This window comes from Clostridium yunnanense, assembly GCF_016595795.1.
GTDB classification, from domain to species: Bacteria; Bacillota; Clostridia; order Clostridiales; family Clostridiaceae; genus Clostridium_AR; species Clostridium_AR yunnanense.
On the sequence record NZ_JAENHN010000027.1, the window covers coordinates 1 to 15,013 of the forward strand.

The following is a 15,013-nucleotide window of genomic DNA, read 5'->3' on the forward strand; positions in this document are numbered from 1 at the left end:
AGGTTGATAGGTCGGAGGTGTAAGCATGGTAACATGTTCAGCTGACCGATACTAATAGGTCGAGGGCTTGACCAAAACAAATTATTACAAAGTTAACTTAAGTGCAATTTTGAAAGAATAATCTTTGAAAGATCTAGTAATGATGCGTCTAAGGGTTACACCCGTACCCATTCCGAACACGAAGGTTAAGACTTAGACGGCTGATGGTACTGCATGGGCGACTGTGTGGGAGAGTAAGTGGTTGCTAGGTAATTAGTATATGACGATACGAAAAAGACCTCACAATATGTGAGGTCTTTTTTATTTTTATTTCTTGCGAGAAAATAAGAAAAACTTATATTAATTGTTTTTATAGATTTATAAAAGTACCAGATGACTAACCACTTAAATCAAAAACAGTAGTTTAGTAACATCTAAATAACTAATATTTCAATTAAAGAGTATATGTTGATGGGATGTCAATACTCATTGATTTTTAACATACCATTACTTAAGATAAGCCTATAGCCCAAATTCTTCATCAGCCTTGTCCCAGATATTATTAGGAATTAAGCTTAGGTTAGTAAATCCATTTTTCTCAGCTAACTTATAGGCAAATTTAATGAAATCAGAAGTTACATCTCTGCCTTCTTTTATACTTTGTAGAGTTAACTTAGACCAAGTTGTACATGCTTTATATAATCCGCTTTCGAAGAAAGTCTGTTCTAATTCAGATAAGTCATATTCAACTTGGTGATGTGTAACTGTAAAGTGATTACCGCACCAATTTAAAATAGCATATTCAGCAAATTTGCAATCATTAAAAGGAACTCCAACTGAGCCTGGATTTACTATTAGCTTATCATATATAGTCTTATGCCAAGCAAAATGGGTATGACCGCAAATTAGAACTTTTTCGGTAATACCCTTAAGAGATTTTTCTATTCTCTCAGGGTGCTTGTCACTAAAAATCTGTTCAGAAACATTAAAAGGCGACCCGTGTACAACTCGTATAGTATCTATACCTGGCAAAGAGATATTTAGTTGTTCAGGTAACTGATTTATGTATTCCAAGTTTTCTTTGTACAATATACTGTGTGTCCACACAACTGATGCCATTTGCTTATAGTCGATCCATTCTTTATGAAGACCTTTATTGAAATCTAATACATATTTTTCTCTGTTTCCTTTTATGGCGTAACCATTTAAACTTCTGATTATTCTTAATACCTCATTATCACTTGGACAATCAATGATATTATCACCAGCAATAATGTATTTATCGATATTTAATTTTTTAAGGTCATTAAGTACAGCATTTAGAGCCGACAAATTGCCATGTATATCTGATAATATAGCTATTTTCATTAATTATTCACCACCTTATGCTTTTAATTTTATGGTCTATTTAATATTGTTGTTAAAATTAAGGTGGTGCTACGAAAATTATTCAAGCATCAGGAATAAAATCTTAATTCCAACAAAGTTCATAAACATAAACTAAACTTATTGTATCACAAGATATTTTATTATAAGTATAATTTTGTTACAAGATTATACCTTATAAAAAGCAGTGAATGGATAGGTCTATAATTTATTCATATTGAACTGGTACAACTTAAATCCATAGTATTGGTATCAATTTAGTAGATTTATAATATTATAGTACTGAACAATTTATGGAGGTATTCAAAGTGAAGGAAGGAAGATGGAAGACTCTAGTAGTAATATTGGTTGGTTCCTTTATGACTACCTTGGATATTAATATAGTTAATGTAGCATTACCGAAGATGGCGGCCTCTTTGTCAGTAGATTTAGGAACAATACAGTGGGTGGTAACTAGCTATCTTTTAGTTATTTCAACTCTAGTACTTATGTTTGGAAGGCTTGCTGATATGAAAGGCAAGAAAAATATATATCAAAATGGATTTCTTATATTTTCACTAGGATCACTGTTGTGTGTTTTTTCAAAAACAATGCTTTTCTTAATTGTAGCTAGAATGGTACAGGGGCTTGGAGCTGCTATGATGATGGCTTGCAATTTTGGTATTATTACAATGGTATTTCCACTGAAGGAAAGAGGAAGAGCAACGGGAATCTTAGGAACAGTAGTTGCAATAGGTACAATGACTGGACCACCTCTAGGCGGATTTCTTGTTGGAACCTTTAACTGGCAGTCCATATTCTTAATTAACATCCCAATTGGTATAATCGCATATTTAGCTGGAGTAAAGTATGTGCCTAAGGAAGAGCTTAAGAATAATAAACAAGCCTTTGATTTTAAGGGAATGATCACTTTTGTAATTACTGTTGCTGCACTTTTTCTATCACTTTTAAACGCTGAAGCATTTGGGTGGAGCAGTTTGCCAATAGTTTCAGGATTTATAGTATCTATATTAAGTTTTGTAGCTTTTTGTTATATAGAAATAAATACAAAGGTTCCAATGTTAGATTTTACACTTTTTAAAAATAATCTCTTCAGCGCAGGGATATTTTGTGCTTTTATTTCCTACTGTGTAATCTACTTTACAAATATAATACAACCATTTTATCTGCAGCATATATTAAGCTTTTCTCCTCAAAGAGCAGGTATTATAATGATGGTTTATCCTGTGACTGCAGCTGTAATGGCACCGCTTAGCGGAATTTTATGTGATAAAATAGGCTATAAGATTCCTACCTTTATAGGGCTCGCGTTTACTTGTGTTGGAATATTTACAATGTCCTTCTTACAATTGGACTCATCATACTTTGCTATAATGGTAAGCATGACTATACTAGGATGTGGTTATGGATTATTTCAATCTCCAAATAATGCAGGAGTCATGTCCTCGGTTCCCAAAGACAAACTTGGTATATCAGGCAGTATGAACTCTCTTATAAGAAACTTAGGAATGACAAGTGGAATTTCAATTTCAGTAGCTATATTCTATAGTCATATGAGTTCAAAGCTGGGAAGTCATGTATCAGCTCTTACTTCCGGTAATCCTGAGCTTTTTATAGGTTCAATGAGTTTTACCTATAAGATTGGTGCAGTAATTGCAATTGCAGGTATTTTTATGGCACTTTTTAGGCTTGTGAAGACACCTAATATAAGTGAATAGAACAACAAACTTAAGTAATTTATACACTTTTAGATGATAACTAAAAATGTACCACTTCGATTAAAGAACTATTTTAAAAGCTCTTTTGGGTTCTGAGAGTAGAATTTAAAGAGAAAATGATCGGAGTGGTTTAAATACATCTCTTAATTGGAACAAATATATCTACTTCGCAATAATCGGATCTTAGATTTTCTTCACGAATGCTTTCATAATGAAAGGAATGACTTTGTTCATAACCTGAGCGGTAGAGCCAAGTATTAAATACATAATCGTATACGTCTATGATGTTGCCAATGGTGACCTCGCTAATATTACATAAGTCTATATATTTAAATACTGCATATTTGTTACCGACAATAGTATCTTTAGTCATACTGTGGGGTATTTTTTTATAGTTATCCACTTCTATAGATGGTTGATAATAAGAATACTCTTTATCAATGTACCTTGTCAGCCCTATATATTCTCCCCCTTTTGCATTTCTTATATTATGTTTATGGTTATAATAAAAATCTGAAGCAACTTTGCTTGCAGTATAGCCGTAACAATTATCACCTGTATATAACTTATGCGTTTGACCAACTATATAAATCGGCGGTCTAATAACAATCTGTGGTTCAATAATAATCCTATCTTTTATAGAATTAGTGCGAGTTAGATCTATCCTGTCTATAATTTTTATTGCCTTTTTTTCCTTTCTAAATTTTGAAGGACTCACACTAAATTGATTTTTAAAGGACCTAATATAATTCTGCTCATATTCAAAGCCATATTCATGAGCTATATCTATTATCTTTAATTCTGTATTAATAAGCTCATTAGTAGATTCGGATAATTTTCTTCCTATGAAATATTCCATTAGTGGACTACCAGTTATTGATTTAAATATTCTGTGCAAATGATATTTTGAGATACCAGCTTCTTGAGAGATGTCATCTAAGGTAATGCTGTCTTTTAAATTTACTTCAATATAGTCGATAACCGTCTTTATAATTTTAAAAGTTTCTTGTGTCATTAATAAACTCACCTCAAAGCATATTTTGAAAGGTATACCTTTTTTGAAGAGATAAACTACTTCAATACGTGGTACGGATGTAAAGATGTGATAAAAATATGATTTTTATCTTGATAGAATTTGACATGAACACATTTATTTATAAATTATATCATCAAAAATATAAAAAGATAGCAACATATGATAATTTTGGTTAACTTCATATATGTAAAATAGTAACATAGCATGAAATTTGTGAAAATTAACAACAAATAAAAATATTATAGAGTATTTATTGTATAACGTGAGTGAACAAATGAAACAAGTAATATGGTTTTGTGCAAATTTTATCCTTTAGGAGATCAAGATGAAGAAAATCTGTGGGAGCATAGAAATAGTACTCATTAAAGTTATAAAGAATAATAGAGAAAAGCATTTCATTTGTAAGATTTCTCACATAGTCCAAAGAAAGTTTATGGATAAAAATATTACCTTACTCAAAATATAAAAACTTTAGATTTAGGAGGCTTTAAATATGACTAATGAAAAACCATTTATTCACCCAATAAAAACTCCGTATGGTAGTTATATATTTGACGTGAATACCAATTCTATCATTAAGGTTAATAAAGAGGTTTTTAAAGCTATCAAAGATGGAAGAGCAGATGACTTTGATGAAAACGATATCAAAGATATTGTTGGGATAACTATTAAAAATCTAAAAGAAGAAGGACTTTTATCTTCTAAAAAACCGAAGAAGATTGTCCATCCAGAAGACAGATTTCTTGAGTATAACTTAGGACATAAGGTAAAAAAAATAACCTTGCAAGTAACTCAAAAATGTAATTTTAGATGTGCGTACTGTGTATATTCCGAGACAGCTAACGGTAAACAGAGAGCCCATTCTTTAAAGAGCATGTCCTTTGAAACAGCAAAAAAAGGCATAGATTTCTTGCTAGATCATTCTAGAGATTTAGAAGAGGTTAATATTGGTTTTTATGGAGGAGAGCCGCTTCTAGAATTTGATTTAATTAAAAGGTCTGTTGAGTATGCTGAAGATTTGTTCGAGGGAAAAGATCTTTCCTTTACCATAACTACAAATGGCTCCTTGCTTACGGATAAGATAATAGATTTTTTAATAGAACATGATATTCATACTATGATTAGTCTTGATGGACCAAAAGAAATACAGGATAAAAATAGGATATTCGCAGCTAATGGTTGTGGAACCTTTGATGTAGTAGAAAGAAACCTTCTAAAGATTAGAGAAAAGTATCCAGAATATTTTAAGAAGTTGTCTTTCAGTATGGTTTTAGATCCTAGCAATGATTTTGACTGTATAAACAGCCTCTTTACAGATTATGACTTATTTAAAGAGAATAACATAATGTCCACTGTAATAGATGATGCTTATTCAAGTAGCAAAATTCATCTGGAAGATGATTTTATAAGTAAGAGAGGTTATGAAGTATTTAAAGCATACTTACATTACTTTGGTGAATTAGATAAAGATACAGTTTCTCCAATTGCAATGAAAGAAGTGGATGAAGTAAAGCAGCTTAAGGACAAGCTGTCTAAAGGTACTGTAATGGCTGAAGTTATGTCACATGGGGGACCTTGTATACCAGGAGCACAGAGATTATTTATTAATGCAGAAGGAAATTTTTATCCTTGTGAGAGAGTAAGTGAAGTATCAGAAGTTATGAGCATCGGAAACATAGAAGATGGTTTTAACCTTGATAAGGCAAGAAACTTATTAAATGTAGCAAAACTTACTGGTGACTCTTGTAAGAATTGTTGGGCTATCTCTCACTGTGTGATGTGTGCAAAACAGGCTGATAACAGTAAGGAACTTTCAGTTGAACTAAAGAAAAATGGTTGCAGTAGTGTAAGAAATTATGTAGAGAGTTTACTTAGAAATTACTTGATGGTCAGTGAAATTCAAGAGGTTTTTCTATAGATGAACCATTTCGTAATAAAGTTTATATTTTTAAATCATCTCAATAGAACCTAGGAGAGTTTTAATATAAATTTTGGATTCAAATGTTTCAGCTTTAATTATAGATAAACTACTTCATATTAGAAATTATTCAAATAAAGATTCGTAGAACCATCGAAATCTTTATTTGGAGTTTAAGGACTGAAGTAGTTTATCAGTTCAACGGAATAGATAATCTAGTTCTATATAATAAATCTAATATATATTTCTATTACCATTAATGGTAATAGGATTATCAAATATAGATTCCACTTGGAACTAGTTTATCTATACAAAAACTTGAGAGGAGAATTTTTATGGTTGCAACAAAAAAGAGAGCAATAATTTATCCTTATGGCAGAGAAGCAGCATCACTTGTAAGACATAGAGAACTATTAAAGGACTATGAAATAGTTTCTTTAGTATCACCTAAGGGATGGGGAATCATAGATGAAGATGCTGGACAAGCTGATAAGGGAGAAAATATAGGTATAAAAGTCAGTGGAGATTTTGAAAAAGCATTAGAACAGTGTGATGCAGTAATTATAATGGATTATAACAAGAATGAAAAATTGAAAAATAGAATTGTTTCTAATATTCATAAGGCAATAGCTGCTGGTAAAGAGGTTGTATGTGCATCAGAATTTGATGGCGATACAATTGAGAAGTTACAAGAGGAATATGGTAGTGAAAAACACTGTTTTAGATATATAAAAGAGAAAAAATCTGATTTTTCAGTTGGCGCTTATGATGAAACTCTACTTGAGATTGAAACCCCAGTTATTTTTGTAGGGGGATTAACTGAGAATACCAGTAAATTTGAGATCCAATTATCCTTAAGAGAAAAGCTTATAAATCAAGGTTATAAGGTAAGTCAGGTAGGTACAAAAAGTTATTGTGAATTATTTGGTTTTCATTCTATACCTGAGTTTATGTTTAAAAGCGAGATTGGGGAAAAAGAAAAGATTGTATCTTTTAATAGATATATAAAAGAAATTGAAAAGACAGAAAGTCCAGATTTAATTATTGTTGGAATACCTGGTGGTTTAATGCCTTTCAATAAGAAGCTAACAAACAATTTTGCAGTTACTGCATTTCTTATATCGCAAGCACTTACTCCTGATTTTACAATTATAAGCATTTTATTTGAAATTATGTATCCTAGATACTTTGAAATGCTTAAGACCTCCTTTAAGTACAAATATGGGTTTGAGGTGGATTGTTTTAATTTATCCTCTGCACGTGTTGATTATACTGCATCGAATGATAGGCGAAAGATTTGCTTAGATTATTTTAGTTCTTTGGATATAGACAAAGTTATAGAAGGTGAGTATATGAATACCATTAGGCCAGTATTCAATATATTAAGTAGCTCTCATAGTGAAAAAATGCTGGAATATTTGATTGATACCCTATCTAAATATGGAGATAGAGAACAGATAAGCATAGGAGGGATATAATGGAGGCAATATTAGAGAAAACCTTAGACAAGCAACAGATTCTTGATAAATTATCAGAAGTTATCGAGAAAAGATTCGATTTTCCTGTGAAAGAAATCTCGCCTAGTTGGGAAAAGGAACTTATACTTGGCAGTAAGTTTGGATTTACGCCAAGAGAGCTTATATATTTGTATTTTGAAGTTCAAAGAGAGTTTGGTTTAAAGATTCCGCAAGAAAATATTTTAGACGGTTCGTTTAAAACACTTGAAGGAATTGCAGAGAGTATTCTGCATGTATATGAAAGTAAAAGCTGAACAAATCGGTACAATCCTAAGGTTATATTTTATTTTAAGAAAGGGAGGAGATTAATTTAAATTTAACCTTTGGTTTGATATATATTAAATTTTTTATTGAGGAGAGATATATTATGAAAAAATTAGGTAAAAAAATATCAATGATTGATGAAACTATAGAAGCTTATAACACATGTAACTGCTACTGCAGCTGTTCATGTTCATGTACATGTACAAGCGCTACACTTTTCAATACTTCATTTAGCCCAAATAGTAGTCCAAACAGTGGTAAAACAAGCAGTATGAACCTTGCTAGTGGATACCGTCCATAAGATTTTCAATTTAAGTTATAAGAAGAAAGCATTTTCATTTGAACTTATTATGTTGATTTAGCATTTCATTATAGAATCATATTTTTAAAATTTCCTCCCTGATATTACATCTATATGAAGAAATTTCATAATGAAAGGTTACAATTTTAGTTAAGGAGAGATGATAAATGAAAAAGTTGGGAAAAAAGATATTCATGACTAATGAAACTATTGAAGCTTATCATAGCTGTTTATGTTCTTGTAGTTGCACATGTTCATGTACTTGTACAAGCTATTCAGGCTTCAGTGCTACATTTAGTCCAGCAAATAGTTCCACTTCTTATAGTAATAATACTCCAAATACTTGGAGTAACAATCGTCCATAAGATCTTTATTGATGTCATATAGTAGATGTAAAGTAATCTACTAAAGAAGTTACAGTTATAAGGTTAGTATTATCTTTTAGGGGGTAATACTAACTTTCCATTTCAAGTAGTTTATCAGTTCAAAGGAATAGATAATCCAGTTCTGGCTAATAAAACTAGGCGATATTTCTGTTAACTATTAATGGCAATAGGATTATAAGATATAGATTCTATTTGGAACTGGTTCATCTTTAAATCATCAATATCAACCATAGTAACTCTATTGAAAGGAGTGAGCAGTGATGAAATTTGCTAAAAAGATAATGCCAATGATAGTTACTTCAGTAAACTCAATTATATTTTGTATGAAGATTTCCTGGCAGGCCTCAAAGGGGTTTACAGCCCTAAGAATAGTTCTAGAGATAGCGTCCTCTGTAGTACCATTTATCAACATTTACTTGGGAAAAGAAATACTAGATTTACTAGTAAAGCTAGTAAGTGGCGGAGGAGAGACGGCTAGTGTAGATGGATTTATAAGGCTCATAATACAGCTTACAGCAGTTCAAGCCTGTTCAAAGGTTATGGAAAAAATAAAAGAGTTTTCTTCAGGCTTACATAATGATTATATAACTAATCATGTTAATGTATTGATTGGTAAAAAGTCAATTTCTTTGGACTTATGTTTTTTTGATTCAACTAAATATTACGATGAAATAACAAATGCAAATAGAGATTCAATGTTTGTTCAGATGTATATCTGGAGCATTATGCAAGGAATTAGTTCCGTATTCAAACTAGTTACTTGTTTTATTTTATTATGTAACTTAAATGTTATCTTTGCTATATTATTGATATTTGCAATTATACCATCCATGATTATAGAGAAAAAATACACAGAAAAAGTGTATAATTGGCAAAGAGATACAGTACCAGAGGAGAGAAAATTTAGATATATATTAAATATTTTCTCAAATAGAATGTTTGCTAAGGACATGCGCATTTACAATCTGGGTGATGAGATGATAAGTAAATATAAAAAATCCTGGGCAAAATGGTTTGCCGGAAAGAAAAATATAATATCGAAAAAAGCATTTCTTGTATGTGTGGTTTCAACTCTACCTGAAATATGTTATGCAGGTATGATGTATTATGTTGGCAGTAATATAATTCGGGGGAAACTGACTATAGGAGATTATAATTTATATACTGGATATTTTGGAGAGATGATAGGTGCACTGTTCATGCTAGTGTACACCTTTTCCAGGATTCTAGATGAAACTTTAAGAATAGATAATTTTAGAAAATTCCTAGCTTGGGAAAATACAATACTGGATTTAGGAGAGAAGAAGGTTGATAAGAGTTTTTTTGTTGAATTTCGAAATGTAGCCTTTAAATACCCTAACTCAGACAGTTTTATATTAAAGAATTTAAGTTTTACCATAGATTCAAAAGACAAGACAGCGTTAGTTGGAATTAACGGTGCAGGTAAATCAACTATTATCAAGTTAATGTTAAGATTTTATGAGGCAACTGAAGGTGAGATATTAATTAATGGAATTAATATAAAAGAATATGAACTAGAAAGCCTAAGAAGTCGCTTTAGTGTTATGTTTCAGGATTATGCAAACTATGCTTTTACAGTTAAGGAGAATATAGTTTTTTCAGATCTTAAAAATAAAGATGATGAAAGTAAAATAAAAGATGCATGTAAAAAAAGCGGGTTTGACAGTGTAGTAAACAAATTTGATACAGGCCTTAACACTTTTTTGACAAGAGAATTTGAAGAAGATGGACAAGAACTTTCAGGAGGACAGTGGCAAAAGTTAGCTATTGCCAGAACTTTTTTCAAAGATGGTGATGTAATAATTTTGGATGAGCCATCAGCAGCTTTGGATGCAGAATCAGAGCATCATGTTTTTAAGATGTTTGCTGAGCTTTGCAAGGGTAAGGGAGCTATCTTTATATCTCATAGATTATCTAATGTGGTGATGGCAGACAAGATAATAGTTTTAGATGATGGAAAAGTAGTAGAAAGTGGATCTCATTCAAGTCTCATAAAGCTTAAAGGTAAGTACGCATACCTGTTTAATTTACAAGCGGAGAAATATATTAGTTGATAAAGAAGAACCACTTCAATCCGAAATCTATTTTTAAAACTCTCACGGGTTTTGGTGAGAGAATTTAAAAATAATAAGTTTTATTATGAAGTGGTTCATCCATATAAATTTAAGATGGGATTGTTGAGGGGTATGGTATCTGAAAAAGTATCTGTTGCTATTATTGATGATGGCATAAATGAAGAGTTTTATAATTTAGGTCCTTTAAAACATAATATAGAGATAAGAAGTGACTTGGCTGTAATTATAAGAAAAGATTATAATAAATGGTTACCTAGTCATGGAACTACCTGTGCAGCTATTATTAAAAGTTACTCAAAAAATGCAGAATTAAGCAGCATAAAAATATTAAACCATAGCACAATGAAATGTGAAAAAAATCAATTAATAAAGGCAATAGAGTGGTGTGTAGAAAATAAAATAAAAATAGTGAATATGAGTCTTGGTACTATTGATTTTAGAGATTTTGAAGATGTGAGGACTTGTGTAAACTTTGCCTATGAAAAGGGTGTTATTATAATTGGAGCCTGTAGTAACAAAAATGTTTTCACCTATCCAGCATGTCTTTCTAATGTTATTGGTGTTCGTGGTAAGGAAGAGTATACAGGGCTTCAATATAAGTTTATAAGTCACCCATTTGATGGAATTGACGTACTTGCAAGCTCAAGTCACCATTTATCAGGTGCTTTTGGATATGAAGAAGATACCTTCTTTTGTAATAGTTATGCAGCTCCCACTGTAACAGCGTTAGTTTGTAATATAGTCAGTGATAAAAGAGATATTACCTTGGAAGAAATAAAAAAAACGCTGTGGCAAGGAGATAAAAACAATCTTGAAGATAAGTATAATCCATATTTAAAGTTAGACTTAGATTGGATTACTGATAAAATTATAGTAAATATCTGCACCGCTGGAGAGGAAATAAGTGATACTTTATGGGACGAAAAAGCAGCAAGTATAAATGTAATTATTGACGACAAATTAAGCTTAGAAGCAGATATATTTTATGCATTAAATAAAAACTTAGATTATTTAAGTGGGTTCAAAAATGTCATATTAGTGTTCTCACAAGCTATATATAATCATGAGAGATATATTAAAAAGTTACTTAATTATTTCAATGAATTAGATAAGAATGTGGTGTTTATATATAAAGAAGAGTGTAATTCCAAGGATTTTATAGAAGTAAAAGATTTCAAAAATAGTATTTGGGATGCTGCAACTTACAATAAAATTATAAGTAGCCAGTTGAAGAAGGAAGAGGAACTGGATATACCTTTGTTATATTTTTACGGAGGTAACCCTTCAGAACTACTTGCTATAATAGCTGAGATAAGTACTAGGTTTAAGAAAGATGGGTATAATTCTACCACTATTTCTAACGAGGCAATTGGCAAATTAGAAGGGATTGAGTATATTCCCCATGGTATTAATTTAAACAGATATTTGACTACTTTATATAGAAAGTATAATTCAGATATCATCATACTAGGAATTATTGATCCTGATAATGTAAATCGCAAGGACAATATAAATGAAGCTTTAGATATTGACATAAATATGATAGATATATATATAGAAATAGACAAATGCAAAATCACAATAACAGCTGAAGATGAGAAGGAAGTCATTGGAAAAAACCAGGATAATAATGTGATTGAAATACAGAAAATATATGATAAAGTAATTAAATATTTAATATAGTTGATATAAAAGATATTAATATCAGTCAGTAGCATTTTAGTTCTATTAGGGATAATGCTACTGACTGTTTTTTTACTGGTGTATGTAATATGTTTTGTGTTTTGTAAGAATATGGTATCATTGTGATTCAAATTAAGTAAGTGTTCTTTACTTAAAATGTTGAAAAGGAGGTAAGAATCATATATGATTTTGCTAGTTCTTCATTTCCTTGGGTGGCAATGGGAGTTACTATTGCAGTTGTGCTTACACATCTGAATTCAAAATAGAAGTTGAAGTCATAAGGATAGAAGTGGAACCTTATTAAATATATCAGCTTCCTAGTTTTTCAACATAATAATCATCTTGTATTTTTAAGAGTTTTTTTATTTCAGGTACATCTTTTTCTGTAAAATCAAAAACTGATATAAGTTCGCTACCACAACGATAAACTTTTCTTCCATCTGGATAAATAAAAGTATATCCTTCTGATCCATCACATCTGCCGCATCCGTAACATCCAGTATATCTTCCATCATATTCTTCAATAACATTTTTAATTCCGTTATTAAAAATATCGGAATATTCTTTTGCTGCAAAGAAACGCATTCTTAATCCTGGTTTATCCCGTTCACCGTATTTAAGCCCAGCATGCTTCTGTTCCTTGGCTTCCAGCTTTAAAATTGTTTTTTTAAATTTATTTTTCCGAAAATCAATATTGACATCAATGGTTTTGCTTCTTACTGGAGTATAGCCAAGGCTTATGGCATATTCAGCTAATTCTAAAAACATAGTATTATATTTTAAATCTATGTTTGATAACAATTCATTTAAAATAGATTGCTGTTTTTCATTCATAATATTTATCGTGCCTCCGATTTAACATATCTATATGCTTATAAATCAAACTAATTATGGGGCATAATGTACGATATATTTTATTGTTACTATAACTAATTATTTACAATTGTACCATTATATTTATTGTTTTTAAATACATCATTGGAACCTATAAAATTTTTTATTCTTTGGGAAATGGTGATAAAGTAAGAGCTAAATATAACTAAATTTAAAAATTAAGTGGTAAATTAAGATAGAGGCACTAAACCTTAAGATATTTCAAAACTGGCATGCTAAAAATTTTTCGGGAGCAGTGTAATATTTTGCGTTTTAATGTGACTAATTATATGAAAGGGGGATTTAAATGAAGCAAATAGAAAGATTGTACTTAGAATATAAGCAAGATATATATAATTATTTGTTGAGTATTACTCATAATCATACCCTTTCAGAAGATTTGCTTTCCGAAACATTTGTAAAGGCTATTTATTCTATTGGGAGTTTTAAGGGCAATTCATCCATTAAAACATGGCTATTTAGCATTGCTCGTCATTTATGGTTGCAAAATTTACGAAAAGATAAGGCCACTGTGGAATATAGTGAACTTTTAGAACTATATATTTCAGATAGTACCTTTGATAACTTTAATACAAAACAAATAGCTGAAAGAGTGCGCGAACTGTTAAAAACTAAAGAGGAGCAAGTTGAAAAGATAGTAAGTATGCGTATTGATGGGATAAGCTACTGTGAAATATCAGAGAAAATAGGTGTTTCTGAAAACTCGGCAAGAGTAATAGATTTTAGAACAAAGAAATGGCTTAAATCCATTTTGCAAAAGGAGGAATTAATTTGAATATATCATGTGATGTTGTATTAGATTTAATACCGCTAGTAAAAGATAATGTGGCAAGTGAGGACAGTGTTAAATTAGTTAAAGATCATATAAAAAACTGTGAAAGCTGTAAAATTGAGTTTGGAATACATACTTTGCCAATTGATACTGAATTAAATGATAAACGAGTGGTATCCACAATCAAGAAAAATCTAATTCTTGCAATGTCAGCGTTATTACTTATAGGAGCTTTTATTGGAATGGCATTAAATAAAAATTCACATTCAAACTTTATGCCAGCAGTAATAGTTGTTTTAGGTATTGTTTCCGTAGGTATAATAATATTTAAATTTGATTTAAAAGGGGATAGAAATATGAAAAACTTTTTTGTAGGAAGAGCTATCGGTACAATCATTATCTTTGGTATATTGGCAATTTATTTACTACTAAGATATGTGCTACAGCTTTTTTAGATATAAACCACAAGGCACTGAGTAGAATACTAATAGTTGTATTAAGCGCTCTTTAAATTAGACGATTAAAAAGTAAAGTGGACAAATCAACTTGCCCACTTTTATTATGCTTATTTATAAATATTAGTTTAAAGTAGAGCCTAAATTTATATAATTAAAAAATGATAAATTCTTATATTTATATAATTAAAACAATATAAAAATATAAGAATGTAACAATTTATAGAAAACATGCGGGTTTCAAGCTGATATGCAAAAAAATATATATTCTTATTGGCTGGAATGTTTGGGGTTAATTCAGTACAATGTTTATTAATAGGAGATATGGGTGAACGATGAACTGGGCTAATCCAATCTCTTGGCTTATAGTTGCGTTGGTAATTATAATGATTGTAGTACGTAGGAGTTCTTAATAACGTAAAGATACTGGTATATCCATAATACTACAAAGTTTAATTTGATAGATCAAAGATTAATGAAGAGGGGGACCAAGGAAGGTTCCCCTTAAAGCATTAACAATAAAAATATAACTACTAATGATTATGTATTGTATTTTAATTCTCAAAAAATGAAAAAGTATTTTTAAGGATGTGACCATATTCTATTTT

General features: G+C 30.5%; 13 protein-coding genes and 2 rRNA genes. 12 read left to right on the forward strand and 3 right to left on the reverse strand.

What is annotated here, in order from left to right:
• A 23S ribosomal RNA gene (locus tag JHL18_RS08565) occupies positions 1–75 on the forward strand; the annotation flags it as partial.
• Between the two features lie 57 nt (positions 76–132).
• Positions 133–250 (forward strand): 5S ribosomal RNA (rrf, locus tag JHL18_RS08570).
• A gap of 251 nt (positions 251–501) precedes the next feature.
• Here the strand turns inward: rrf and JHL18_RS08575 are convergent.
• Entirely contained in the window at positions 502–1,347 is an 846-nt protein-coding gene (locus JHL18_RS08575; protein WP_200268172.1) for a metallophosphoesterase family protein, read from the reverse strand.
• Between the two features lie 326 nt (positions 1,348–1,673).
• Between JHL18_RS08575 and JHL18_RS08580 the strand changes: the two genes are divergently transcribed.
• Positions 1,674–3,083: an MFS transporter gene (locus tag JHL18_RS08580; protein ID WP_338025460.1), complete on the forward strand. Its 1,410-nt coding sequence runs from the start codon at positions 1,674–1,676 to the stop codon at positions 3,081–3,083.
• Positions 3,084–3,213: 130 nt separating this feature from the next.
• Here the strand turns inward: JHL18_RS08580 and JHL18_RS08585 are convergent, their stop codons facing one another.
• Positions 3,214–4,098 (reverse strand): helix-turn-helix domain-containing protein, encoded by an 885-nt coding sequence (locus JHL18_RS08585; protein WP_200268176.1) that lies wholly within the window; start codon positions 4,096–4,098, stop codon positions 3,214–3,216.
• A 514-nt stretch (positions 4,099–4,612) separates the two neighbouring features.
• On the opposite strand from JHL18_RS08585, the gene ccpM reads away from it, so the two are divergent.
• The 7 genes from ccpM to JHL18_RS08620 all read left to right on the forward strand — a co-directional run bounded on the left by ccpM (position 4,613) and on the right by JHL18_RS08620 (position 12,284).
• Positions 4,613–6,037, forward strand: coding sequence for a Cys-rich peptide radical SAM maturase CcpM (ccpM, locus tag JHL18_RS08590; RefSeq protein ID WP_200268178.1), 1,425 nt, complete (start codon positions 4,613–4,615; stop codon positions 6,035–6,037).
• A gap of 335 nt (positions 6,038–6,372) precedes the next feature.
• A complete protein-coding gene (locus tag JHL18_RS08595) occupies positions 6,373–7,515 on the forward strand; it encodes a TIGR04066 family peptide maturation system protein (RefSeq protein ID WP_200268180.1) in 1,143 nt (380 codons plus the stop codon).
• Complete coding sequence (locus JHL18_RS08600) at positions 7,515–7,808, forward strand: hypothetical protein (RefSeq protein ID WP_200268182.1); 294 nt, start codon at positions 7,515–7,517, stop codon at positions 7,806–7,808. Before JHL18_RS08595 ends, JHL18_RS08600 begins: the two co-directional genes overlap by 1 nt.
• 113 nt (positions 7,809–7,921) lie before the next feature.
• Positions 7,922–8,119, forward strand: a complete 198-nt coding sequence (locus JHL18_RS08605) for a CLI_3235 family bacteriocin precursor (RefSeq protein WP_200268185.1) — start codon at positions 7,922–7,924, stop codon at positions 8,117–8,119.
• 194 nt (positions 8,120–8,313) lie between these two features.
• Positions 8,314–8,484, forward strand: coding sequence for a hypothetical protein (locus tag JHL18_RS08610; protein ID WP_420839216.1), 171 nt, complete (start codon positions 8,314–8,316; stop codon positions 8,482–8,484).
• 281 nt (positions 8,485–8,765) lie between these two features.
• On the forward strand, positions 8,766–10,580 hold the full coding sequence (locus JHL18_RS08615) for an ABC transporter ATP-binding protein (RefSeq protein ID WP_200268189.1): 1,815 nt from the start codon (positions 8,766–8,768) through the stop codon (positions 10,578–10,580).
• A gap of 54 nt (positions 10,581–10,634) precedes the next feature.
• Complete coding sequence (locus JHL18_RS08620) at positions 10,635–12,284, forward strand: S8 family serine peptidase (protein ID WP_200268191.1); 1,650 nt, start codon at positions 10,635–10,637, stop codon at positions 12,282–12,284.
• A gap of 309 nt (positions 12,285–12,593) precedes the next feature.
• Here the strand turns inward: JHL18_RS08620 and JHL18_RS08625 are convergent, their stop codons facing one another.
• Positions 12,594–13,118 carry a hypothetical protein gene (locus JHL18_RS08625; RefSeq protein WP_200268193.1) on the reverse strand — a complete coding sequence of 175 codons (525 nt, stop codon included), beginning with the start codon at positions 13,116–13,118 and terminating at the stop codon, positions 12,594–12,596.
• A gap of 346 nt (positions 13,119–13,464) precedes the next feature.
• On the opposite strand from JHL18_RS08625, the gene JHL18_RS08630 reads away from it, so the two are divergent.
• Together JHL18_RS08630 and JHL18_RS08635 are read left to right on the forward strand one after the other, a co-directional pair.
• Positions 13,465–13,953, forward strand: coding sequence for an RNA polymerase sigma factor (locus JHL18_RS08630; RefSeq protein ID WP_200268195.1), 489 nt, complete (start codon positions 13,465–13,467; stop codon positions 13,951–13,953).
• Positions 13,950–14,405, forward strand: a complete 456-nt coding sequence (locus tag JHL18_RS08635; protein WP_200268197.1) for a zf-HC2 domain-containing protein — start codon at positions 13,950–13,952, stop codon at positions 14,403–14,405. The genes JHL18_RS08630 and JHL18_RS08635 overlap by 4 nt, the downstream gene beginning before the upstream one ends.
• The last annotated feature ends 608 nt before the right edge of the window (positions 14,406–15,013 follow it).